General features: G+C 64.4%; 20 protein-coding genes. 14 read left to right on the top strand and 6 right to left on the bottom strand.

Translation table 11 applies throughout. The annotated features are described in order from the left end of the window. The 3 genes from HFRIS_RS09310 to HFRIS_RS09300 form a co-directional block, all read right to left on the bottom strand. Nucleotides 1-942, bottom strand: a complete 942-nt coding sequence (locus tag HFRIS_RS09310; RefSeq protein WP_039875110.1) for a branched-chain amino acid ABC transporter permease — start codon at nt 940-942, stop codon at nt 1-3. Nucleotides 943-1,048: 106 nt separating this feature from the next. Continuing rightward, nucleotides 1,049-2,329 carry a branched-chain amino acid ABC transporter substrate-binding protein gene (locus HFRIS_RS09305; protein ID WP_006463052.1) on the bottom strand — a complete coding sequence of 427 codons (1,281 nt, stop codon included), beginning with the start codon at nt 2,327-2,329 and terminating at the stop codon, nt 1,049-1,051. Between the two features lie 110 nt (nt 2,330-2,439). Further along, nucleotides 2,440-3,315 (bottom strand): shikimate dehydrogenase family protein, encoded by an 876-nt coding sequence (locus HFRIS_RS09300; protein ID WP_006463051.1) that lies wholly within the window; start codon nt 3,313-3,315, stop codon nt 2,440-2,442. A 272-nt stretch (nt 3,316-3,587) separates the two neighbouring features. On the opposite strand from HFRIS_RS09300, the gene HFRIS_RS09295 reads away from it, so the two are divergent. The 3 genes from HFRIS_RS09295 to HFRIS_RS09280 all read left to right on the top strand — a co-directional run bounded on the left by HFRIS_RS09295 (nt 3,588) and on the right by HFRIS_RS09280 (nt 6,139). After that, nucleotides 3,588-4,331 carry an SDR family NAD(P)-dependent oxidoreductase gene (locus HFRIS_RS09295; RefSeq protein ID WP_006463050.1) on the top strand — a complete coding sequence of 248 codons (744 nt, stop codon included), beginning with the start codon at nt 3,588-3,590 and terminating at the stop codon, nt 4,329-4,331. Between the two features lie 18 nt (nt 4,332-4,349). After that, entirely contained in the window at nt 4,350-5,063 is a 714-nt protein-coding gene (locus tag HFRIS_RS09290; protein ID WP_006463049.1) for a FadR/GntR family transcriptional regulator, read from the top strand. Nucleotides 5,064-5,470: 407 nt separating this feature from the next. Continuing rightward, a complete protein-coding gene (locus HFRIS_RS09280; protein WP_006463047.1) occupies nt 5,471-6,139 on the top strand; it encodes a response regulator transcription factor in 669 nt (222 codons plus the stop codon). 76 nt (nt 6,140-6,215) lie between these two features. Here the strand turns inward: HFRIS_RS09280 and HFRIS_RS09275 are convergent, their stop codons facing one another. Then, a complete protein-coding gene (locus tag HFRIS_RS09275; RefSeq protein WP_006463046.1) occupies nt 6,216-7,151 on the bottom strand; it encodes a LysR family transcriptional regulator in 936 nt (311 codons plus the stop codon). A 120-nt stretch (nt 7,152-7,271) separates the two neighbouring features. On the opposite strand from HFRIS_RS09275, the gene HFRIS_RS09270 reads away from it, so the two are divergent. The 7 genes from HFRIS_RS09270 (at nt 7,272) to HFRIS_RS09240 (ending at nt 15,573) form a co-directional block, all read left to right on the top strand. Next, nucleotides 7,272-8,711, top strand: coding sequence for an NAD-dependent succinate-semialdehyde dehydrogenase (locus HFRIS_RS09270; protein ID WP_006463045.1), 1,440 nt, complete (start codon nt 7,272-7,274; stop codon nt 8,709-8,711). A 50-nt stretch (nt 8,712-8,761) separates the two neighbouring features. After that, nucleotides 8,762-9,100 carry a carboxymuconolactone decarboxylase family protein gene (locus HFRIS_RS09265; RefSeq protein ID WP_006463044.1) on the top strand — a complete coding sequence of 113 codons (339 nt, stop codon included), beginning with the start codon at nt 8,762-8,764 and terminating at the stop codon, nt 9,098-9,100. Nucleotides 9,101-9,177: 77 nt separating this feature from the next. Further along, entirely contained in the window at nt 9,178-10,158 is a 981-nt protein-coding gene (locus HFRIS_RS09260) for an NAD(P)H-quinone oxidoreductase (RefSeq protein ID WP_006463043.1), read from the top strand. Between the two features lie 183 nt (nt 10,159-10,341). Continuing rightward, the gene (locus tag HFRIS_RS09255) at nt 10,342-10,848 is read left to right on the top strand and encodes a (2Fe-2S)-binding protein (protein WP_006463042.1); all 507 of its coding nucleotides are present in this window, start codon (nt 10,342-10,344) and stop codon (nt 10,846-10,848) included. Beyond that, nucleotides 10,845-13,109 carry a xanthine dehydrogenase family protein molybdopterin-binding subunit gene (locus HFRIS_RS09250; RefSeq protein WP_006463041.1) on the top strand — a complete coding sequence of 755 codons (2,265 nt, stop codon included), beginning with the start codon at nt 10,845-10,847 and terminating at the stop codon, nt 13,107-13,109. The genes HFRIS_RS09255 and HFRIS_RS09250 overlap by 4 nt, the downstream gene beginning before the upstream one ends. Further along, nucleotides 13,106-14,410, top strand: coding sequence for a c-type cytochrome (locus HFRIS_RS09245; RefSeq protein ID WP_039875106.1), 1,305 nt, complete (start codon nt 13,106-13,108; stop codon nt 14,408-14,410). Before HFRIS_RS09250 ends, HFRIS_RS09245 begins: the two co-directional genes overlap by 4 nt. Nucleotides 14,411-14,634: 224 nt before the next feature. Next, nucleotides 14,635-15,573 carry a LysR family transcriptional regulator gene (locus HFRIS_RS09240; RefSeq protein WP_006463039.1) on the top strand — a complete coding sequence of 313 codons (939 nt, stop codon included), beginning with the start codon at nt 14,635-14,637 and terminating at the stop codon, nt 15,571-15,573. Nucleotides 15,574-15,684: 111 nt separating this feature from the next. Here HFRIS_RS09240 and HFRIS_RS09235 read toward each other — a convergent pair whose 3' ends face one another. Further along, nucleotides 15,685-16,203, bottom strand: coding sequence for a hypothetical protein (locus tag HFRIS_RS09235; RefSeq protein ID WP_006463038.1), 519 nt, complete (start codon nt 16,201-16,203; stop codon nt 15,685-15,687). Nucleotides 16,204-16,749: 546 nt separating this feature from the next. Here HFRIS_RS09235 and HFRIS_RS09230 point away from each other — a divergent pair. Continuing rightward, nucleotides 16,750-17,154, top strand: a complete 405-nt coding sequence (locus HFRIS_RS09230) for a response regulator (RefSeq protein ID WP_006463037.1) — start codon at nt 16,750-16,752, stop codon at nt 17,152-17,154. A gap of 3 nt (nt 17,155-17,157) precedes the next feature. Here the strand turns inward: HFRIS_RS09230 and HFRIS_RS09225 are convergent, their stop codons facing one another. Beyond that, nucleotides 17,158-18,090 (bottom strand): LysR family transcriptional regulator, encoded by a 933-nt coding sequence (locus HFRIS_RS09225; RefSeq protein ID WP_006463036.1) that lies wholly within the window; start codon nt 18,088-18,090, stop codon nt 17,158-17,160. 112 nt (nt 18,091-18,202) lie between these two features. On the opposite strand from HFRIS_RS09225, the gene HFRIS_RS09220 reads away from it, so the two are divergent. The 3 genes from HFRIS_RS09220 (at nt 18,203) to HFRIS_RS09210 (ending at nt 23,752) form a co-directional block, all read left to right on the top strand. Further along, the gene (locus tag HFRIS_RS09220) at nt 18,203-19,321 is read left to right on the top strand and encodes an alkene reductase (protein WP_006463035.1); all 1,119 of its coding nucleotides are present in this window, start codon (nt 18,203-18,205) and stop codon (nt 19,319-19,321) included. Between the two features lie 85 nt (nt 19,322-19,406). Beyond that, on the top strand, nt 19,407-21,977 hold the full coding sequence (locus tag HFRIS_RS09215; protein ID WP_006463034.1) for a putative bifunctional diguanylate cyclase/phosphodiesterase: 2,571 nt from the start codon (nt 19,407-19,409) through the stop codon (nt 21,975-21,977). Nucleotides 21,978-22,087: 110 nt separating this feature from the next. Further along, a complete protein-coding gene (locus tag HFRIS_RS09210) occupies nt 22,088-23,752 on the top strand; it encodes a methyl-accepting chemotaxis protein (protein WP_006463033.1) in 1,665 nt (554 codons plus the stop codon). Nucleotides 23,753-23,756: the final 4 nt, after the last annotated feature.

Raw genomic sequence — 23,756 nt, 5'->3', positions numbered from 1 at the left:
TCACTCCTTCTCACCCATCAGCCCGGAGGGGCGAACCAGCAATACCAGCAACATCAGCGCAAACGGAATGGTGGCGGCCAGCGACGAGACCTTCAGCGTCATCAAGCCCCCCAGGTCACGCGCCCATTGTCCTGCCCCGACATAGTCCAGCGCATCGGCCAGGCTGACATCCACGCCGACGGCAAAGGACGAGATCAGGCCGATCAGGATCGATGACAGCATTGCGCCCTCCAGCGAACCCAGGCCCCCGATGACCACCACCACGAAGACCAGCACACCCAGCTCCAGGGCCATGTTCGGATTGGTGGTATAGAACGCGCCGGCGATGGCGCCGGCCAGGCCGGCCAGCGCGGCCCCCACCCCGAAGACACCCATGAAGACCAGTGGCACGTTGTGGCCCAGGGTCTCCGCCATGGCCGGGCGATAGATCGCCGAGCGCACGACGATGCCGATGCGGGTGCGCGAGAGAAGCAGGTAGATCAGGCCGAACATGAGCAGCGAGACCAGGCCCATCATCAGGCGATAGAAGGGATAGTCCGTACCGAACAGGCGAAACGCGGCAAACGAGAGCGAAGCCGGCACCTGGTAGTTGACCGGGTAATTGCCGAAGAAGAGCTTGATGATCTCGGCAATGATGAAGGACAGGCCAAAGGTCAGCAGCAGTTCATGCGCATGACCGTAGCGATGCACGCGCCGCAGGAACCAGCGTTCCACGACCACGCCCAGCAGACCCACGATCAGGGGCGCAATGATCACGGCAGGCCAGAAGCCGATGAACTTCTGCAAGGTATAGGCCAGGTAGGCACCCACCATGTAGAAGGAGGTATGCGCGAAGTTGAGCACCCCCATCATGCCGAAGATGAGCGTCAACCCGGCCGAGACCATGAACAGCAACAGGCCGTAGATGGTGCCGTTGATCAGCGATACGGTAAAGAATTCCATAGCGTCTTCCAAGAAAACGGGACGACCGTCCCCCGCACGGGACGGCAAGGCCGCCCATGTCGATTCGGCGCCGTGCACAGGCACGGCGCCCGCTCAGCGAGTCAGATCAGGAGGGACGCTGCATCTTGCAGCTGGTCTGGACCGGGTTCACGGCGTCTTCGCCGCTGAACTTCTTGATGACCTTGAAGCCCATGTCGGTATCGTCGACCTTGTACTTGACGTTCTTTTCCACGCGGGACACGACGATGGGCAGCACCACCTGGTGGTCGGCGGCGCGAATCGAGGTCTCGCCCATCGGCGTCTCGATCCTGACCTTTTCCAGTGCCTTGGCCAGCTCGGTGACATTGATCTTGTCGCCGCTGGGCTTGACCTGCTTGAGGGCCTCGCCCAGCATCTGCATGCCGAACACGGTCTGCGGCTCGATGAAGGTCGGGAAGTGACCGGTCTTGGCCTTGTAGTCGGTGGCAAATTCCTCGGTGGCCTTGTTGGTCTCGATATTGAAGGCGTGCGAGATGAAGTGTCCCAGGGCCGTGTCGCCGGCATTGCCGATGTTGCCCGGCTGGTCCAGGAAGACGGTGCCGAAGCGGACCTTCAGGCCGGCAGCCCGTGTGGCCTTCATCAGTAACAGCAGATCGTTGGACCAGTTGCCGGTGAGGACTGTATCGGCCCCGCTGGCCTTGATCTTGGCGACATAGGGAGAGAAATCCTGGATCTTGTTGACATCGTGGAGGGTGCTCTCGACCACGGTGTAGCCACCGGCGGCGGCATCGTCCTTGATGGCCTTGTCCATGTCCATGCCCCAGGAATAGTTCTGGTTCATCGCATAGACCTTGCTCCCCAGTTCCTTGGCTTCCTTCATGGCCGGCACCAGCGTCTTGACGCGGATCACGGCGTTGGTGGTGAAGCGGAAATGATAGAAGTGGCACTTGTCGCCGGTCAACTCCAGCGCCTCGCCGCCCATGTTCATGAACAGGACTTCCTTGCCGGCATTGCGCAGGTTGTGCTTGCGCACGTCTTCGGTGATCTGGCCGGAGACAGCAGACGAAGAACCCTGGATGATGATCTGCGCACCGGCGGCAATGGCAGCCTTGACCTTGTCGGAAGCGCCGGCAGGTCCGCCCTGGTTGTCATACTCGGCCAGCTGCACGGCTTGCCCGTTCCATCCGCCGGCGGCGTTGATGCGATCCATCTCGTACTTCACTGCAGCGCGATAGAGCAGCCCGGTCGAGGCTTGCGGGCCGGACAGGGTTTCCACCAGCGCGATCTTCAGGGGCGCGGCGGCCTGGGCGGGACATGCGATGGCGGCCAGGACCAGGGCCGACAATGATGTCAGCGAGGACAGTGACGACAGCGACGACAGGGGCACTCCGATGTAATTCTTGCTCATACCTCATCTCCGTTATATTTGTAGGATTCCAGGTCTTGCACTGCCGGCGCCCGGGCTTCCGTGCGAGAGCCGCGCCGGTGCGGCTCCCTTCTCAAGGGGTGGCACGCCTCTCAGCGCAGCCCAAGGAACTGTTTCATGCTTTCAAGCTGGGCCTGCATCATGTAGCGGCCAAAGTGCAGCGCCAGTCCGCGCCTCTGGGCTGCCGCCAGTAACGGGGTCAACTCCACCTTCATGACCGCCTCCGCCACCAGCGCATCAGTGGGCAGGCCTTCCACGGCGAATGGCAAGGCATCGTCCGCGTTCAGCCCCAGCGAGGTGGAATTGATGGCCAGGGTGTAATGAGCGGGATGCGCCGTCGCCACGTGGGCATCCAGTTGCGGGTAGTAGCGACGCAGTTCGGCCACCAGATGTCCGGCACGTTCCGCACTGCGGTTGTACACGCCGATGGCACCCGAGCCGTGCGCCGCGAGGGCATGTGCAATGGCCTTACCGGCACCACCGGCACCGGCAAGATAGACCCGCCGCCCCACCAGCGCATGCCCCTGGGCCAGCAAGCCACCGACGAATCCCTCGCCATCCAGATTGCTGCCGACCAGGCGCATGCCTGCTTCGCCAGAGGCCTCTGCCTGTCCCGCCTCCGCCGCATCAAACCGCACGATGTTGACCGCACCGACCTGGCGCGCTGCATCGGTCAGTTCATGGCAGAGGGAGAGGATGCTTTCCTTGTGGGGAATGGTGACGATCAGGCCGGCCATGCTCCTGACCCTGGCCAGCGCTGCCACGACCGATGCAAGATCGTCTGGCGCCACCTGCAGCGGCACCACCACGGCATTGATTGCCTTGCTCGCCATCAGGGCATTGAAAGCCTGCGGGGTCCGCACATGGCCGATCGGATCGGCCAGGATACCGATGACCCGGGTATGTCCATTGATGATGGGGGACGCCATCTCCTGCGCACTGCGCTCCCCGGCTCCAGCCAGACTCACGGTATCTCCTTCGCAAGTGGCGCCTCGCAGCGCTCTTCTTTTCCGTCATCCCGCATTTTTTGCGGTGACATGATAGGTTTTTATGCACTTGTCTGATAAACTTTTAAGCCTGTCTGACAAGTTGTGCAGCGATTCTACAGAGCGGATTTTGTGATGTCAACAACCCCCGCCTCTGCATCCCGGACAGGTGAGCGACTTTGCATTACGCCTGGAAAGCCCCTCCCAGCAAGGCTTACAGGACGAAGCGCCAACACAGAACAACAGGAGACCCCATGATTGCATTCACCGACAAGACCTTTTTCATTACCGGTGCCGGCGGCGGCATCGCCCGTGCAACCGCCTTGCTGACTGCCCGGCATGGCGCCAACCTGGCCCTGGCCGACATCGACCTCCAGGCCCTGGCTTCGCTCAAGGAAGAGATTCTTGGCATCGCCCCCAGTGCGCAGATCAGCCTGCACCAGCTGGACGTGGCCGACGCCCAGGCCTGCCGCCAGGCGGCCGATGCCTGCGCCCGCACCCATGGCGGGATCGACCACCTGATCCACTCGGCCGGCATCTATCCCGAAAAGCGCGTGGCGGAAATGACAGAAGAAGAATGGCGGCGCCTCATGGCGATCAACCTGGACGGCACTTTCCATATCTGCCAGGCCGTCATCGCCCACCTGCGCGAGGACAGCTCGATCGTCAACCTCGCTTCGCTGGCCGCGCAGCGCGGCAGCTACGCGCATGCGCACTACGCGGCGGCCAAGGGCGCGGTGATCAGCTTCTCACGCAGCCTGGCGCTGGAGCTGGCCCCCAAAACCCGGGTCAACGCGGTATCTCCGGGTATCATTGCCACTCCGATGACCCGGGAACTGCTGGCCAGCAAGGGGCCGATGCTGCTGCAAAACACGCCCCTCGGCCGCCTGGGAACTGCGGAAGAAGTGGCCGGCTCGATTGCCTTCCTGTGCTCTCCCCTGGCCTCATTCATCACCGGAGAGACACTGCAGGTCAACGGCGGTCTGTACATCAATTAATCCAGCTGCAATCCACCCATGAAAACCGCGACACAGCGCTTGCCCACGCAATCCCTCACCGAAGAGATTGTTGAATGGATTAATGAAGAAATCCGCGAGCAGCGGCTCAAACCGGGCGACAAGCTGCCCAGCGAAAAACAGCTGGGCGAGCAATTCTCGGTGAGCCGCTCGGTCGTGCGCGAAGCCCTGTCCCAGCTGAAATCGGAAGGCATCGTCAATGCCCAGCAGGGACGCGGCGCCTTCGTCAACGAGCGCGGCTCACGCCAGGCCTTCCGCTTCGAGGCGGCGGCCCTCAACGATGCGGAGGGACTGGAACACGTCATCGAGCTGCTGGTGACGCTGGAGACCGCAGCCGCCCGCTATGCGGCCATCCGCCGCACGCCGGAAGACCTCAAGAAAATCAAGAAGGCCCTGGTCGGCATGGAGTACGCCATCATCAATGACAAGCTGGGGGACGAGGAGGATTTTGCGTTCCACCAGGCCATCGTCGACTCGACCAAGAATCCGCACTTCTGCATGCTCAACGAGTATCTGGAACAGCACGTCAGAAGACTGATCCGCCAGGCCCGCAGCAACACCGCGACGAACTACAACAATCTGATCCAGGCCGTGCAGGACGAGCACAAGGCCATCCTCCAGGCCATCGAAGACAAGGACCCGGTCGCCGCGGCAATCGCCGCCGAGACGCACCTGCGCAATGCGGCAAAGCGGCTGAATAAGTACCTGAGCTGAACCGGTTGGAAAGTCTGCGGCATCGCCGCATAAAAAAAGACCGCCCGTCGGAAATCACGACGGGCGGCTGAACGCCAGAGGGAGTACTGGCGGGAGTCGACAACAACAACAACAACAACAACAACAACAACAGGGAACGTCAGAGACCGGAGACTTCATCTCGGACAGGCATCAGTGTTGCAAATCTCCGCACCAGGCGTCTAGCTATACCAAAGGATGGGTCACCCCATACCAGCGATAGCCTCCCCCCCGCCGGGCGGGGCAGGCGCCCCGATTTGTGCGTCCCGCGCAAAACGGTTGATGGCCGCAGGCAGCTTATCGAAGTGCACCGCCTGTCTTAAGCTGCGCTCCAGATCAAGCCGCCACGCCAGGCGGCGCCTCCCCTCTTTCTCCCTCGCAGGTCGCCCGTGCGTCTGAACATCCATGTCATCGATGACGATGAAAAATCCCTCCGTGCCATCCGCTCTTCGCTCAAGGGCCAGGGGCAGCACTGGCAAGTCCATTTTCATGCGGACGAGACCGATTATCTGAACAGGCGCAAGGCCGACGCGCCCTCCTGCCTGATCCTGGAACTGAAGCTGGCCGGGGTCGACGGGCTGGACTTCCAGCAGCGTCTGCGCAGTGCCGGGGAGGCGCCGACCATCATCTTCCTGACGGCGCAGGGCAGCATTCCCACCGTGGTCCAGGCGATGAAACAGGGGGCGGTCGAATTCCTGACCAAGCCGGTCAGGCCCACGGAGCTGCGCGCCGCGGTACAGCAGGCAGAAAAGATCGAATCGATACGCTGGAAGCAGCGTGAGGAAATCCGGATGCGACGCCAGCAATTGGCGTCGTTGACCCGGCGCGAGCGGGAAGTCTTTGCGCTGGTGGTGGCCGGCTACATGAACAAGGTCACTGCCGCGCTGCTGGAAATCAACGAAGGCACGGTCAAGATCCATCGCCGCCATCTGATGCGCAAGTTCTCCACGACCAGGCTGACCGAGCTGGTGCGGATCGCGGCGATGCTGGGCATCAAGCGTTCGGATGAATCTACGGACGACGATACCCGGCCGGACAAACCGGGTAAGGCAGGCTGAGTCTGCGGTATTTCAGTGCAGCATCAACTGCCCTGGGGCTAGGCTGAGGCTGCGCTCAGGCAGCCTCACGCACGTGCTAGTCCGCCACGCTGGCATTCACGGCCCAGCTCGGCGGCAATCCTATATGGGCGCGCAGCGTATCGAGCAGGACCGTCACCCGCGCCGGCGGTTGCCGCAATGCGCGCAGGGCGTGGATGCCGGTCTGCGCGCAGGCTTGCGCCGACCACTCCGGGAACAGCTGCACCAGTAGCCCGGCCTTGATGTCGGGGCCCACCACCCAGTCCGGCAGATAGCCGATTCCCATTCCCTCCCCGACCGCCAGGCGCATCGCTTCGAAGTCGTCGCAGGCGAACACCGGCTGGGCGCTCGCCGCCCGGGCCGGCTGGCCGAGCACATCGGCCCATCGCAGCAGATCGGCACCATGCATCTTGTCGACCAGCCGATGGCAGGCCAGATCGGCAATGGAGGTCGGCGTGCCGGCACGAGCCAGGTATTGCGGGCTGGCGCAGAGGATACGGGTCTGGGTGGCGATGCGGGTGCCGATCAGGGTGCTGTCGGCCATGTCGCCGATGCGGATGACCAGGTCCAGTCGCTCCGCCACCGGGTCGGCCAGGCGTTCGGTCAAGTCCAGCTCAAGGCGCAGATCGGGATACTGGCGCGCCATCACCCCCATGGCGGGCAATACATAGCGCTTGCCGAAGGTCGGAAAACAGGCCACGCGCAAGGTTCCGGTCACCGCGCCCTTCATGGAGGCCAGCTCCTGTTGGGCATCCTCCAGCGAATCGAGGATCTGCCTGGCCCGCACCAGCAAGGCCTCGCCAGCATCGGTGAGCGTGAGCAGGCGGGTCGAGCGCAGGAACAGGGGCGTGTCGAGATAGGCCTCCAGGGTGTCGATCTGGCGCCCGATGGCAGATGGCGTGCGGCCACGACGACGACCGGCGCCGGAGAAGCTGCCCTCCCTTGCCACATCGGCGAAGACGCCGAGAAACTCCGCGAATTTTTCTGACTGCATTTGTGCGTTCCTTGCATAGCCATTGTGGGCCGGCTCGGTCTTATCAAGCACAGGCCCCGGTTTTAATCTTCTTCCTGCAGCAAGTCCACATGCTACCGAATCCCCTTCAGGAAGAACATCATGCAAAAGTTTAGTTACGACCCGCTCTACCTCTTCATCAACGGCAACTGGCTGGAAGCCGGCCAGCGCGATACCGCGCCCGTCATCAATCCCGCCACCGGTACCGCCCTGGGCCGCCTGCCCATGGCCGGCGCTGCCGACCTCGACCTGGCACTGGCCGCCGCCACTCCGGCCTTCGACGTCTGGCGCCGCACTGCACCCGAGCAGCGCGCACGGGTGCTCAAGGATGCCGCAGCGCTGATGCGCGAACGCAGCGAGCACATCGCCACCCTGATGACACTGGAAGAAGGCAAGGCCCTCACCGAAAGCCGCGACGAAGTCCTGCGCGCCGCCGACTACTTCGAATGGTTCGCCGAAGAGGCACGTCGCATCGATGGCCGGGTGGTGCCGGCCAACCGCCCGGGCGTGCAGCAGCTGGTCAAGCGCCAGGCCATCGGCCCGGTGGCAGCCTTCACTCCCTGGAATTTCCCGGCCATCACTCCGGCCCGCAAGCTGTCGGCCGCGCTGGCGGCCGGCTGCAGCGTGATCCTCAAGCCCGGCGAGGAAAGCCCGGCCACCGCACTGGCCCTGGCGCGCTGCCTGGACGACGCCGGTCTGCCCAAGGGCGTGCTGCAGATCGTGTTCGGCGTGCCGGACCAGGTGTCGGCGCATCTGATTGCCTCCCCTGTCATCCGCAAGGTGGCCTTCACCGGCTCGGTCCCGGTGGGGCGCCTGCTCTCGCAACGGGCGGCCGCCGGCGTCAAGCCCATCACCCTGGAACTGGGTGGTCATGGTCCGGTGCTGGTGTTCGAAGACGCCGACATCGATGCCGCCGCCGCAGGCGGTGCCGCCAACCGCTTCCGCGGGACCGGCCAGATCTGCATCTCCTCGACCCGCTTCCTGGTCCAGCGCAGCGTCTACGCACGCTTTGCCGAGCAATTCGTGGCGGCCACCCGCAAGCTGGTGGTGGGCGATGGCATGGACCCGACCACCCAGGTCGGCCCTCTGGCCAATCCGCGCCAGCTCGAAAAGATGGAAGCCCTGGTCGCCGATGCCGTGGCACAGGGCGCCAAGGTCTTGACCGGCGGCAAGCGCATCGACCGCCCTGGCTATTTCTTTGCACCCACGGTCCTGGCCGAGGTGCCGATGAGCGCCCGCGTCATGCACGAAGAGCCCTTCGGCCCGATCGCCGTGCTGCGCCCCTTCGAGCAGCTGAAGGACGCCCTGGCCGAAGCCAACCGTCTGCCCTATGCGCTCTCGGCCTATGCCTTTACCCGCGACGCCCGCACCGTGCTGGACGTCGGCGATGGCCTGGAAGCCGGCATGATCGGCATCAACCAGTACCGCATCATCGCCACCGAACTGCCCTTCGGCGGCATGAAGGAAAGCGGCCACGGCTCCGAAGGGGGTATCGAGGGCATCAACCATTACCTGACCAACAAGTTCATCAGCCAGGCCTGAAACCACAACGGATTCGCGAATCAGCGGATCAATACGACCAAGGAAGCATCATGCCCCCCATCGATTTCACCAGCCCCCGCGCTGCAGCCCGGGCCTTCACGCCGAAGCTGTCGGATCTGGTCGAGGCACCACTCTACGCCGAGGTCTGGAATGACAGCGACCTCGCCCCGCGCGACCGCAGTCTCATCACCATCGCCTGCCTGATCGCGATGAACCACGCCAACGAATTACCCGCCCACCTGCACCGGGGCATCCAGAACGGCCTGACCCGGACCGAGCTGAGCGCCGCCATCACGCATCTGGCCTTCTACGCCGGCTTCCCGGCAGCCATCACGGCATCGGCCTATGCCAATGCGGCCCTGTCCGGGCAGGACGACGCAAGCGCCTGAACCGGGTGATGCGCCGTGATGGATTCACGGCGCCACTTCCCACCTTTCCACTCCTGAACATAGAAAGAACCACCACCATGAAAGCCATCCTCTTTGAACAATTCGGCGCTGCCGACGTCCTGAAAATCGGCGATGCCCCCGACCCCGTGCTGCGCCCAACCGACCTGCTGGTGTGCACCCATGCCGCCGGCGTCAATCGCGCCGACCTGACCCACCGTCGCGGTGGCTATGGCTGGCCCGACTTCGGCGACTCCACCATCATGGGCCTGGAAATCGCCGGTGAAGTCGTCGCCGTGGGGAGTGAAGTGACGGGCTACCAGGTGGGCGACCGCGTCATGGGCATCGTCGGCGGTGGCGCCTATGCCGAGATGGCGCGCATCGATTACCGCATGGCCATGCCCATCCCCGAGGGCCTGGACTATGTCCAGGCGGCGGCCATCACCGAAGTCTTCGTCACGGCGCATGAAGCGCTCATCCACCTGGGCAAGCTGGAGCCGGGCGAAACCGTACTGGTGCATGCCGGCGCAGGCGGCGTGGGCGGCGCGGCAGTTCAGCTGGCCCATGCGGTGGGCGCCACCGTCATCACTACTGCCCAAGCCAGCGCCCACGCGCTGGTGCGCAAGATGGGGGCCGACCACGCCATCGACTACCAGACCGAAGACTTCGCCGAAGTGGTCGCCAGGCTGACCGACAATCGCGGCGTGAACCTCATCCTCGACTTCATCGGCGCGCCCTATTTCGAGCGCAACGTGAACTCCCTGGACTTTGGTGGACGCATGGTGCAGATCGGCATCATGGGCGGCATCGAAAATGCCCGCATTCCGCTGGATCGCCTGCTCTATCGTCACCTGCAGATCATCGGCACGGTCATGAAGTCACGTTCGCAAGAGGTCAAGCACGCCATGTCGCGCCGCTTCAAGGAGCGCTGGCTGTCGCAGTTCGGCAAGGACGGCCTGAACCCGGTCATCGACAGCGTCTATCCGCTGGCCCAGGCCGGTGCCGCCCAGCAGCGCATGGAAGATGGTCTGAACGTGGGCAAGATCGTGCTGACCATGTAAGGCGCCCCGGCCGCTGCGTGCATGCCGTCCTGCATTCACACACGTGGGCAGGTGTGCAGGTGTACAGGTGTACGCACACGCAGCGGCCGCAAGGCGGTTTAACACCTTTGTATAGTTATCGCCCTCTTCCATCGTTGCTACCCTGCGTAGCGGTCAGTCGGACCTATTTCCCGGAGTCTCCCCATGTCTTTTACGCTCAAGGTCAACGGCCACCCGCACACGGTGGACATCGCTGGCGACACCCCGCTGCTGTGGGTGCTCCGTGATGTGATCGGAATGACTGGCACCAAATTCGGATGCGGCATCGCCCAGTGTGGCGCCTGCACGGTCCACCTGGATGGCGACCCGGTGCGCTCCTGCGTGCTGCCGGTGTCTGCCGTCGGCGGCCGCCAGGTCACCACCATCGAAGCAATTGACCAGACTCCCACCGGCAAGCGCATCCAGGATGCCTGGCTGGCCGTGGACGTGGTCCAGTGCGGCTACTGCCAGTCCGGCCAGATCATGTCGGCGTCGGCGCTGCTGGCGCGCAATCCCGCGCCCACCGACGACGACATCGATGCCGCGATGTCCGGCAATATCTGCCGCTGCGCCACCTACGTGCGCATTCGCGCGGCCATCAAGCAAGCTGCCAGCGGCAAGATCGAGGTCACCCAGGCCATCCCCGTGAGCGCACCGGGAGGCCGCAAATGAGCCGCCCGAACAGCTTCTCGCCCAACCGTCGCCGCCTGCTCAAGGCGGCCGGCCTGTCGGTGGCCTTCAGCTGGCTGGGCGCGCCGCGTCAGGCGATGGCGCTGGTATCCCCGCATCGCCAGGCCGCCGATGCGGCGGCCGCGGTTGCCGACGGCGCCCCGGCCTTCGCCCCCAACGCCTTCATCCGCATCGACGCCGATGGCGCCATCCGCCTGGTCATGCCGATGGTCGAGATGGGCCAGGCCATCTACACCGGCTCCTGCATGCTGCTGGCTGAAGAACTGGATGTCGACCTGGACCAGATCCAGGTCGAACACGCGCCGCCCAGCGACGAACTCTATGGCATGAAGCTCCTCAAGGCGCAGATCACCGGCGGCTCCACCAGTACCCGCAGCACCTTTACCGAACTGCGCCAGGCCGGCGCCGTCGCCCGCACGCTGCTGGTGGCGGCTGCCGCCGCCAGATGGAAGGTGCAGCCGTCCTCCTGCGTGGTCGAACGGGGCGTCATCCACCACCCACCATCGGGCCGCAGCCTCCGCTACGCCCAGGTCGCACAGGCCGCCGCCCGCCTGCCGGACCCGGGTGAGGTCAAGCTCAAGGACCCGACGCAGTTCAGACTCATCGGCAAACCCATGGCGCGCCTGGATTCCGCTGACAAGGTCCGTGGCATCACGCGATTCGGCATCGACGTGGCCGTGCCTGGCATGCGCATCGCCACCGTCAAGGCCTGCCCGACCTTCGGCGGCAAACTGGTCGGCGTCGACGACCGCGCGACCCGCGCCATTGCGGACGTGATCGAGGTGCTTTGCATCGACAATGCGGTGGCGGTCGTGGCCACCAACTTCTGGGCCGCCAAACGGGGCATGGAAGCCCTGGACATCCAGTGGCAGCACGGCCCCAACGCCCGCCTCACCACCCGCGAACTGCGTGAAGACCTGGCCCGCAGCCAGGCCAACGGCCAGGCGATTGTCGGTCGTGAAGTGGGCAGCCGCCCCGCCGGCGAATTCATCCAGGCGACCTACAAGCTGCCCATGCTCGCGCATGCGACCATGGAACCACTGAATGCCACTGTACATGTACGCAGTGACCGCTGCGAGATCTGGGCCGGCACCCAGGTCCCCACCCGGGTGGTTGCCAACGCCGCCCGGATCACCGGGCTGCCGGTCGAACGGATCGTGTTGCACAGCCAGTATCTGGGAGGCGGTTTCGGCCGGCGTCTGGAGAGTGACTACGTCGACCAGGCTGTGAGCTTCGCCCGGCTGGTGCCCTATCCGCTGAAAATCGTCTGGACCCGTGAAGAAGATATCCGCCATGACATCGTGCGACCGATGTATCACGACGTCATTTCCGCCGTGGTGGACAAGAACGGCATGCCGCTCTGGTACGGCGACCGCGTCTGCAGCGGCACCGTCCTGGGCCGCTGGCGTCCCGGTGGCATGCGCAAGAACGGCATGGATGGGGACGCCATCGAATGCGTGGCCGAGCTCCCCTATGCGATCGCCAGCATGAAGGTCGAATGGGTGCGTCACGACATGCCACCAGGCCTCCTCGTGGGCTGGTGGCGCGGGGTGGGCGCGCTGCACAACATCTTCATCGTGGAGAGCTTCTTCGATGAACTGGCGCACCGCGCCAGGCGCGACCCCGTGGAATGGCGTCTGGCCCTGCTGAAGAACAACCCGCGTTCGACCGCGGTCCTGAAACTGGCCGCCGCCAAAATGGGCTGGGGCAGTTCGCAGCCCGTGCGGACCGCTTCTTCCAATCGTGCGGGCCGTGGCGTGGCCCTGGCCGAACCCTTCGGCACTCGGGTCTGTGCCATGGTCGATGTCGAGGTCACGCCGCAGGGCGAGGTGCAGTTGCGGCGCGCCGTGGTCGCGGTCGATTGCGGCATCGCCGTCAATACCGGCTCCATCGAGGCCCAGATCCAGGGCGGACTGCTGTTCGGACTGAGCGCCGCGCTGTTCAACGAAATCACCCTGCGCGACGGGGCCATCGAACAAGGCAATTTCAATGATTACCGCATGCTCCGCATGAACGAAACGCCCGCCGTCGAGGTTCACATCGTCAACAGTACCGAAGCACCTGGCGGCATCGGCGAAGTCGGCACGGCCATTGCTGCGCCGGCCCTGACCAATGCCATCTACGCCGCTACCGGGGTGCGCCTGCGCGAGTTGCCGGTGCGCCGCGCTCTGCTGGCCCGGCCGCAGCATACGCTGCTGAAAACCTTCGACCTTGCACCATCCAACCCGGAGGCAGCGGCATGAAACGACTTCTCATGAGCTCCGCCCTGGTCGTCGCCGCCATCGGTGCGGCCGCCTATGCCTGCCTGGCACGACCCGAAGCGCCCGCCGGCCCGGCGCCGGTGGTCTACGGTGCGCCGGCCGATGCCTCGCGCATCCAGCGTGGCCAGTACCTGGCCAAGGCCGCCGACTGCATCGCCTGCCACACGGTGGCGGGAGGCAAGCCCTTTGCCGGAGGCCTGGCCTTCCAGTTGCCGTTCGGCACGCTGTACTCCTCCAATATCACGGCCGACAAGACGACCGGCATCGGCAACTGGAGCGACGACGACTTCGTGCGCGCACTGCACGAGGGCGTCCGCAAGGATGGCCAGCACCTCTACCCGGCCTTCCCCTATACCTCCTATACCCAGCTGAGCCGCGACGATGTCCTGGCCATCAAGGCCTATCTCTTCAGCCTGCCCACGGTCACCCAGGAAACCCGCAAGCCGGAGCTCTCCTTTCCGTTCAATCAGCGCTGGGCCATGGGTTTCTGGAATGCCGCCTTCTTCCGTAGCGAGCGCTTCAAGCCGGCGCCAGACAAGTCGGCCCAATGGAACACCGGCGCCTACCTCGCCATCGCCCTGGCGCACTGCACGGAATGTCATACACCCCGCAATATCGGCTTCGCGCTCAACCAGGCCAGGGAACTCTCCGGTGCCGACGTCAACGGCTGGCACGCCCCAAATATCACTTCCGACCCGGTACACGGGATCGGCACCTGGACCGACGCACAGCTGTACCAGTACCTGCGATCCGGCCATGCCGACGGGCGCGGCTCGGCCGGTGGTCCGATGGGTGAAGCAGTGGAAAACAGCCTGCAGTATCTCGACCCCAAGGATATCCAGGCCATCATGAGCTATCTGCGCGGCGTCTCCCCGCAGGTCGGCGACAAGCCGACGTCCATCAACGCCAGGCCACCGGCGGTGACGACTTCGATGGCCTATTCTCCCTCGCCGCAGACGCCGTCCCATCTGCAAGCCGGATTGAAACTGTTCGAAGCAAGTTGCGCCAGCTGCCATCAGTGGAACGGCCAGGGTCCGCAAACGCATTACGCGGCCCTGCTCGGAGCGCGCTCGGTCAATGACCGCTCGGGACAGAACGTGGTACAGACCATCCTGCACGGCGCACGGATGCGGATAGGCGAACACGAGGTCTTCATGCCCGCCTTTGCTGCCGCACTCACTGACGACGAGGTTGCCCAGCTCAGCAACTACGTGATCTTCCAGTTTGGTGGCAAGCAGGGGATGGTCACTGCCGACATGGTCGCGCGCCAACGCCCGCACTGAGATCGCCTAGCCGCATCGGCTAGGGCTATCATCCCAAGGTCTTATTACCAAAGCCTGGCGCGCGTGGCACTCTCTGGCACAACTGCACCACCCACCGGAGCCAACCGCCATGCCCCTCTTCAGCCAGGTCCTGCTCAGCGCCAGTCTGTCCCTGCCGATCCTGCGCCGCTATGGTGTGCAGGCCGCCCTCTCCCTCGGCCTGCGCCGTCGCTGAGGGCCGCCATATGGACAAGCTGCTGGCCATGGAAGCTTTCGTTGCCGTCGTCGAGACCGGCAGCTTCGTCAGTGCCGTCGATGTGACGGGTCTGTCGAAACCCGCGGTGTCGCGCCACGTGTCGGAACTGGAGCAGTTCCTGGGCATACGTCTGCTTCACCGCACCACGCGCCGCCTCTCTCTCACTGAAGAAGGACGCGTCTACTTTGCCAAGAGCAAGGAGTTGCTGGGCGCCCTGCAGGATGTCGAGAACGAAGTCGGTCTGAGCTCGGACCAGGCGATCGGCCGGCTGCGGGTCTGCGCACCGCACGACTTCGGCGTCGAACAGCTGGCCCCGCTCTGGGGCAAGTTCGCCGAACAGTATCCCCGTATCGAACTCAACATCACCTTGTCCGACAAGACCACGGACCTGATCGAAGGTGGCTACGACATGGCCATCCGCATCGGCGCCATGGCTGACAGCCGGATGATCGCCAGGCCACTGGCGCCGGTGCGGATGAAGGTCTGTGCCTCGCCGGCATTGCTGCGGCAAGCCGGCGTGCCGTGCCACCCTTCCGACTTGCGCGAGTTCCCCTTCATTTCCTACAGCCTGCAATCCAACGGCGACGAATGGCAGTTCTGCAATGCGCAGGGAGAAACCGCCATCGCCCGCATGCGTTCCAGCATGCAAGTCAACAACGGCGCCACCTGCCGGGCGATGGCCATCGGTGGAAGAGGCGTTGCGATCCAGCCGGATTTCATCGTCAACGCTGCCCTGGCCTCGGGCGAACTGGTGGAACTGCTCCCCGACTGGTCCATCGGCCAGCACGACATGATGGCCCACGTCCTCTATCCGACGCGTGCCTATCTTCCTCCCAAGGTGCAGCGCCTGCGCGACTTCCTGATTGAGGAATTTCGCACACCTCCGTGGTGCCCCAAGGCGGCCCGTCTGCGACTGGTGGCGCACTAGACACTACCGCGCCCTTATCGCTCAGGGGTCTCCCCCGCGTTCCGGCGTCACGGCGCTCTGACCCTGAGGCATGGAGACCTTGAGACCGGAGAACTCTGAAGCGTTGGTATATCACTCCCGCGCAAACCGCTTCTGCCTGCTCCACAAGGCCGTCAGCAAGGCCTGCAAGGCTGGCCAGGGGTGGTTGGATGGATACAGGCAGCAAGTGGACACCCGGCCGTCGGAGGTTTCAATGCCGATATAGAGCCGCCGACCGTCGCGCAGATCGGCGCTGCGGTTGAACAGTCCCTCGTCGGAAAAGAACAGGATGTGCGAGCAGCGCGCCTCGATCACGATGCTGTCTGCTCCCCTGGCTCCCATGGCTTCCTTTGCACTGCCCCCGAAGCAGGTGATCTCCTTGACCTCCTGCGGTTGCAGCAGGCCTTCGGCCACGTAGATTCTCCAGCGGGTCAGCGCCAGCGGGCGGGCGCTCAGGTTGTGCAGGTAGATCTTGTTGCCCAGGCAGGACCCGCTTGATCTGCCCAGCCTGGCCACAAGGCGCCGACGCAGGCGCCAGAGCCCGGCCAGCCTGATCATGGCCATGATGATGGAAATCGCTGCCACCCACGCTGCGAGGGTATGGAGGTCCATAGTGCTCCGTTCGGAAGATGCATCTTGTTATTCTGTTTCACGACATCGCCCTGCGTTGACCTGCAGGCCGGCATCGCCGTGAACGCCCTGTATCCCCTGTCCCCCCCTTTACCCGAGGCTCAGGTTCCCGTCCGATCCGGCTCCTTAAAGACGCCGAATTGTCGCTGCACATTATGGCGTCCCCTCCCGCGACGCGATGTAGCACCATGGTATGGGAAAGCGCCCCCGTACGTCCCTGCGGCCAATGTGCATGCGTGCAAACTGACCCTGCCGACCGGTGCAGCAGTACCAGCGCGCCATTGCGAGCGGCCAGCAGCCCCCTTGGCGCTGGCGTCTTAACACCTTCGTATGATTAACGCCTCCACGCTTCATTGCTAATCTGCGCAGCATCAGGGCAGGTATCGGGCAGGCAGCGGTGGCACATCACCGATGGCCTTCTTTTTTCGTCCGCCACAAGCCTGTTCCGCTTTCTGCCACCTCGACCTTTGCAGGTCTCGAAAAGCGGTATCACACCTGCCTGTCTTTTTTTGATTGAGGAGCCTGGCAATGGAAAAAATGGAACAGCATTTCCTGGTCGTCGACGATCTTTCCACCATCCGCCGCATGGTCATGGGCATATTGAAAGATCTGGAATACACCCGCATGGTCGATGCCGACGACGGCAGTTCGGCCTGGAAGATCCTGGAAGCAGGACAAGTGCCGGTGTCCTTTGTCATCACCGACTGGAACATGCCGACCATGGACGGGCTGGCCCTGCTGCGCAAGATTCGTGAAGAACCCCGGCTGGCCAAGCTGCCGGTGCTGATGATCACGTCCGAAGCCAGGAAGGAGAGCGTGGTCAGCGCCGCCGAGGCCGGTGCCGATGGCTACATCATCAAGCCCTTCAATGCCGCCACACTCAATGACAAGATCCAGAAGATCGTGGCCCGGCGCGCACAGATGGCGGCCTGAGCCCTAAGCTTCCACCACCCCCGGGTGGGCCGACAACTGCTCCATCAGCAGGTCGATGAAAGCCTTGACCTTGACCGACCCGCGGCGGTTGGCCGGATACATGGCATGGATGCCGACCTCCATGGCACCGGGGTTGGCTTCGTAGTCCTCCAGCAGGGGAACCAGCCGACCGGCCCGGATATCCTCGCCCACTAGCCAACGCGCCAGCATGACCACTCCACGGCCGCTCAAGGCCGCCTGCCGCAGCATCTCGGCATTGTTGGCGAAGAAATTGCCCTGCACGTTGATTTCCTCGATGTTGCCCTCGGCGTCGCCACGGCGACGAAAACGCCAGCCCCGGCGTGGCCCGTCGTAACTGAACTGCAGACAGGTATGCGCCAGCAGGTCGACCGGGCGCAGTACCGGGCCATGCCGGCCCAGATACTGCGGACTGGCGCAGATCACACGCGCGTGCGTGGCCAGGCGGCGCGCGATCACGTTGGGCTGGTCGCCCACCGCACCGATGCGCACGGCCACGTCGATGGACTCGTCGATCATGTTGCTCACGCCATCGCTCAATTGCAGCTCCAGCTGCAGCAGCGGGTAGCGGCGATGCAGCTCGCGGCAGACCGGCGCCAGGTAGAGCGTGCTGAAGGTGACCGGCGCGGTGACCTTCAATACGCCCTGCGGCTCCTGCTCCAGGGCGGCTGCGGCGAGGTCGGCCGATTCCAGGCGCTGCAGGATATCCACCACCCGTTCATAGAAGTCGCGGCCGCCTTCGGTCAGGGTCACACTGCGGGTGCTGCGCTGGAGCAGCTTGACCCCCAGCCGCTCTTCCAGCGCATCGACCAGCCTGAGCACGGACGACGGCGCCAGGTCCAACTGCCGTGCCGCCGCAGAAAACCCGGAAGTGTCGGCCACCGCCACAAATGCTTGCATTTCGGAAAATTTGTTCATGAGCACCTTTGCGTTTTGCGCAAGAGCCTTCGCTAATCCCGGCATATTATCAGCGCCGGGCCGCAACGTTACAGTGGGCGCTCCTTACATCGCAATCCCATCGGGGCTCACCATGAACGCACTTCTCCAGCCACTCAGCATCGGCCCGCTACACCTGTCCAACCGTATCGCCATGGCCCCGGTCACGCGCGCCAGGGCTGGCGCCAATGGCGTGCCCACCGCGCTCAATGCGCACTACTACCGCCAGCGCGCCTCGGCCGGCCTGATCATCGCCGAAGCCACCAATGTCTCGCCGATGTCGGCCGCCTTTGAGGATGCGCCGGGCATCCATCATCCCGACCAGGTGGCCGGCTGGAAGAACGTGGCCAGTGCGGTACACGAAGCCGGTGGCAAACTCTTCGTCCAGTTGTGGCATGGCGGTCGCATCAGCACCTATGCCCTGCTCGATGGCGCCGCGCCACTCTCGCCGTCAGGGATGAACGACGACCTTGGCCTGCTACAGGTCTACGGCGCCCTGCGCAACGGCTACTACACCCGCATCGCCGCCTCTCCTTCGCGGGCCATGAGCGTCGAAGAAATCCACGCCACCGTGCAGGAATTCCGCACCGCTGCGCGACATGCGGTACTGGCCGGCATCGACGGCGTGGAAATCCATGCCGCCAATGGCTACCTGCCGCAGCAGTTCCTGTCTTCCCACGTCAATCGACGGCAAGACCAGTTCGGCGGCAGCATCGAAAACCGCGCGCGCTTCCTGCGCCTGATCATCGAAGCCGTGCTGCAGGAAATGCCGGCCGCGCAGGTCGGGGTAAGGCTCTCGCCCTTCGCGTTGTACAACAACGCCATCGATGCCGACGCGGATGGCCCTGGCGACAGCGATACCCGCGCCACCTATGCCTACGTCGCGCAAATGCTCAATGGCTACGGCATCGGCTATCTGCATGCGGCCGATACCAATGCCTGGAGCGGCAACAAGGACATGCCGCGGATACTGGAAATCCTGCGTCCGCATTTCAAGGGCGTGCTGATCGCCAACGGTGGCCTGTCCTTCGAGGAAGCCGAGCAGCTGGTAGTCGCCGGCCAGGCCGACATGGTGGCCTTCGGCCGCCAGTACATCGCCAATCCCGATCTGGCCGCACGCATTGCGCAGGGCGGGCCGTTCAACGAGCCAGACCCCTTCACCTTCTATGGTGGCGACGACATCGGCTACACCGATTACCCCGCCCTGAGCTGATCCGCGCCGCTGTAGCTGGCAGGCGCCGGTCTTCCCGCCGCCTGCGTCCAGCGTCGCCCCTTCCATCCTCGTCGGAGATGCCCCAATGAACCGCAACGCCCGCTGGCGCATGCAGAGCGCCCCGATTGCCCACACCATCGGCGCCACCGCCACCCACGCCGAGCAAGCGGCCCCCGCCAGTGCGGGCGGCAAGCTGCGCAAACCCAGGGGGCGCCCCTGGCTCAAGAAGATCAGCCGCAATGTGCGCGCCGCCAGGCTGGGGATTGCATCAGGTACGAGCTCGGGCGTGACTGAGGATGGCGACCATGGCGCGCTGGCGCGGCTGCGACTGTCCCTGCAGCAGGCCGACACGGCGCAACCGCATCTGGCGCTGGCACACGTGGAAGATTGCCGGGGCTACCTGCGTGAGCTGATGCCGACCCTGCAGCAGCTGAGGGTGCGTCATCAGGGCAAGACCATCGAATTCCTCAACACCATCCTGACCCAGGCCCTGCACGACGTGGCCAGCATCATCGACGCCAGCATCGCGGCCGACCGCCGCCTGCTGGACCGCTACCGCAACTATGCCGAGCATATCTTCAACTACACGCCCAATGGCCTGTTGGTGATGGATGGACAATGCCGCATCCGCACCGCCAATCCGGTGATGCGGCGCATTCTCGGCCTGGGGGCCGACGTGCCGGTCGACGGCATGGCCTTGCCGGCCTTGTTCAAGGTGCCGGCGCTGTACGCCGCAGCCGGCGAAGTGCTTGCCAGCGGCGTGCCACACCAGGGTATCAACCTGATTGATGACGCGGGCCATGAACGCTGCGGCCACTATCAGTTCGGACTCTCGCGCTTCGACGATGGCGATGAAGCACTCCTGCTGCTGGTGGCCCATGACATCGCCCGCGTGCTGGAAGCCAAGGCCGCCCTGGCCGACAGCGAAGAACGCTTTCGCCTGTCCTTCCACCAGGCGGCCGTAGGACTGGTCCACTTCGATGCCGCCGGCCGTATCCTGCGCAGCAACCGCAAGCTGCAGCAGGTGCTGGGCTACGATGCCAACGAGATGCAGCGCCTGAACCTGTGCGACCTGGCCGACCCGGATGAGGAGTGTGACCACGACCACATGACGCAACGCATCCTCAACGGTGAAATCCAGGATTACGTCAGCGAAAAGCGCTACGTGCGCAAGGATGGACAGTCGATCTGGGGCCAGGTGACGGTATCGTCCATGCGCGAGAGCAATGGTGAAGTCCACTTCATTGCCGCCATCGAAGACATCACCGAGCGCAAGGCCACCGAGTACCGCATGCGCCATCTGGCCAACCACGACCACCTCACCGGCCTGCCCAACCGCAGCCTGATGATGGACCGCCTGGACCTGGCCATCGCCCAGGCCCGCCTGGCCTCTGCGCCGCTCTCGTCCTCGCCCTCCTCCTCACCCCGGCACACGCTGGCGGTGCTGTTCATCGACCTGGACCGCTTCAAGACCATCAACGACAGCCTCGGCCACGACATCGGCGACCAGGTCATCGTCGAAGTGGCGCACCGGCTACTGGCCTGTGTGCGCCCCGGCGACACGGTGGCGCGCCTGGGTGGCGACGAATTCGTGGTGGTGCTGGCCAACGCCGGCCAGCAGCGGCACATCGCTGCCGTCGCCGACCGCATCCTCGAAGCCATCTGCCAGCCCATGCTGCTGAACGGCCATGAGCTGTTCCTCGGCGGCAGCATCGGCATCAGCCTGTATGACCGCGATGGCAGCGATAGCGCCACCCTGCTCAAGAATGCCGACACCGCGATGTATCAGGCCAAGCAGGGCGGCAAGCGCCGCTATGTCTTCTACGCCAACGAAATGAGCAAGGACGCCCTGCAGTTCCTGCGCATGGATGCCGCCCTGCGGCGCGCGCTGGAGCGCCGGGAATTCCATCTGGTATACCAGCCGCAGGTGAGCATCGCCAGTGGTCGCATCATCGGCTTCGAGGCCCTGCTGCGCTGGCAGCCGCCGGGCGAGGCGGTGATTGCCCCGGACCAGTTCATCGGTCTGGCCGAAGAGACCGGACTCATCGTGCAGATCGGCGAATGGGTGCTGGAAACCGCCTGTCGCCAGCTGGTCGCGTGGCAACGCGCCGGGCTTTGCCCGCAGGACATCAAGATGTCGGTCAATCTCTCGGCTACCCAGTTCCGGCAGGACGACATGGTCGCGACCGTGCAGCGCGTACTGGCCGCCACCCAATGCCCGCCACACTGCCTGGTGCTGGAAATCACCGAGAGCGTCATCATGGATTCGCCCGAATCGACGGTGCAGATCCTCAATGCCCTGAGCGCCTTCGGCGTGCAGCTGGCGATCGACGATTTCGGTACCGGCTATTCCAGCCTCAGCTACCTGAAGCGCTTCCCCATCCATACCCTGAAGATCGACCGCAGCTTCATCCGCGATATCTCCATCGACGGCAACGATGCCGAGATCGTCAAGGCCGTCATCGCCCTGGCCCATGCCATGAACCGCAACATCGTGGCCGAAGGCGTGGAAGACAGCGTGCAGCTGGATTTCCTGCGCGACCACGGCTGCGACCAGGCCCAGGGCTACTTCTTCGGCAAAGGCATCGCACACGAGGAAGCCGCCGCCCTGCTGTCGCGCCAGCAGTTGCCGCTACATAGCGTGCGCGTGGCCTGACCGGACCAGCACCCGCTTGTCGCTTCCCCCCGTCCGTCCCCTTGCCCCTTGCAGGCCGACAGAACGGCCTGCCGCATCCACCCTTTCATCTCACAACGGGAGTAAATCTCATGGCCCTGCTGTCCTTTCAGAAAAAACTCTGGCTGCCCCTCATTGCCAGTCTCGGCTGCCTGTGCGCAGTGTCCCTGCTGCACATCGTGGAAGCACGCCACCAGCGCTACGAAGAACGGCAAACTGACCTGGCCAACCTGGACAAGGCGGCGCTGAAGATCGTCGAAGGCTTCGCCGACCAGGTGCGCGCCGGCACCCTCGACAGCGAGGAAGCCAAGCGCCAGGCGAAGGCCGTGCTCAAGACCATCCGCTATGGCGAGGACGGCTACATCGCCATCCTGGGTATGGACGCCACCGCCATCCAGAACCCGGGACGACCGGAAAACGATGGCAAGGACATGAGCGCCTTCAAGGACCCGGCCGGCTTTCCGGTCTTCCTGGAGATAGCACGGCTGGCCGCCTCGCCGTCTGGCGAAGGCTTCATGCGCTACCTCTGGCTGCGTCCCGGCACCCAGGTGCCGTCCACCAAGCTGGCGCGCATCGTCAGCTACAAGCCCTGGGGCTGGGCCCTGGTGGCCGGGGTGTATGTGGATGACATCGAAGATGCCTTCTACGCATCGCTCAGGAAGAGCGGTGCCGTCCTGGCGGTGGTGAGCCTGCTATTGGCCGGCATCGTGGTCGTGATCAACCGCAGCCTGAACCGCACCCTGGGCGGCAGCCCCGAGTACGCGGTGGCGGTTGCCATGCAGATCGCCGAACAGGACCTGAGCCGGCCGGTGCAACTGCGCGCGGGCGACAACAGCAGCCTGTTGGCCGCCATGGCGCTGATGCAGGCCAGGCTGGCAGCCATGATCGCCGCCATTCGAGGCAGTGCCGAAACCATCGCCGCAGCCTCCTCGCAGATCGCCAGCGGCAACCTGGATCTGTCGGCCCGTACTGAAAGCCAGGCCGGCTCGCTGGAGGAGACGGCCGCCTCCATGGAACAGCTGACCCAGACCGTGGCCTCCAATGCCCAGCATGCGCTACAGGCCAATCACCTCGCGCTGGCCACTTCCGAGCTGGCACAACGAGGGGGCGCCGCCATGCAGAACGTGAGCCAGACCATGGACGCGATCAGCAACAGCGCAGGCCGTATCGAGGCCATCATTTCCTCCATCGACGGCATCGCCTTCCAGACCAATATCCTGGCGCTCAATGCGGCCGTGGAAGCGGCCCGCGCCGGCGAACAGGGGCGCGGCTTCGCCGTGGTAGCCTCGGAGGTACGGGTACTGGCCCAGCGCAGCGCGGCCGCAGCCAAGGAGATCAAGAGCCTGATCGATGCATCCTCGACCAGCATTGCTACCGGCGCCGGCATTGTCAGCGAAGCCGGCGGCACCATCAGCGAGGTGGTACAGAGCGTCAATGAAGTGGCATCCATGATCTCGGCCATCACCGCCTCCTCAAGCGAACAGCGCACCGGCATTGGTCACGTCAACGTGGCCATCACGGAAATGGATGGCGTCACCCAGCAGAACGCTGCCCTGGTGGAAGAAGCCGCCGCCTCGGCCGCCAGCCTGCGCGACCAGGCCGCCGCACTGGCCGAGATGGTCAGTCACTTCAAGTTGGGTGAGATGAGGCTGGCCAAGGATGATGCCGTTGCCGTGCCGTCGACCACCATCAGCACCACCGCAGAAACCCGTCAAGCCACCACGCGGGGCCGGCGCCTGGCACTGGGTCAGGCCTGAGGTC

This window comes from Herbaspirillum frisingense GSF30 (assembly GCF_000300975.2).
GTDB lineage: Bacteria > Pseudomonadota > Gammaproteobacteria > Burkholderiales > Burkholderiaceae_D > Herbaspirillum > Herbaspirillum frisingense.
This window is presented reverse-complemented; position numbering and strand designations above follow the sequence as displayed.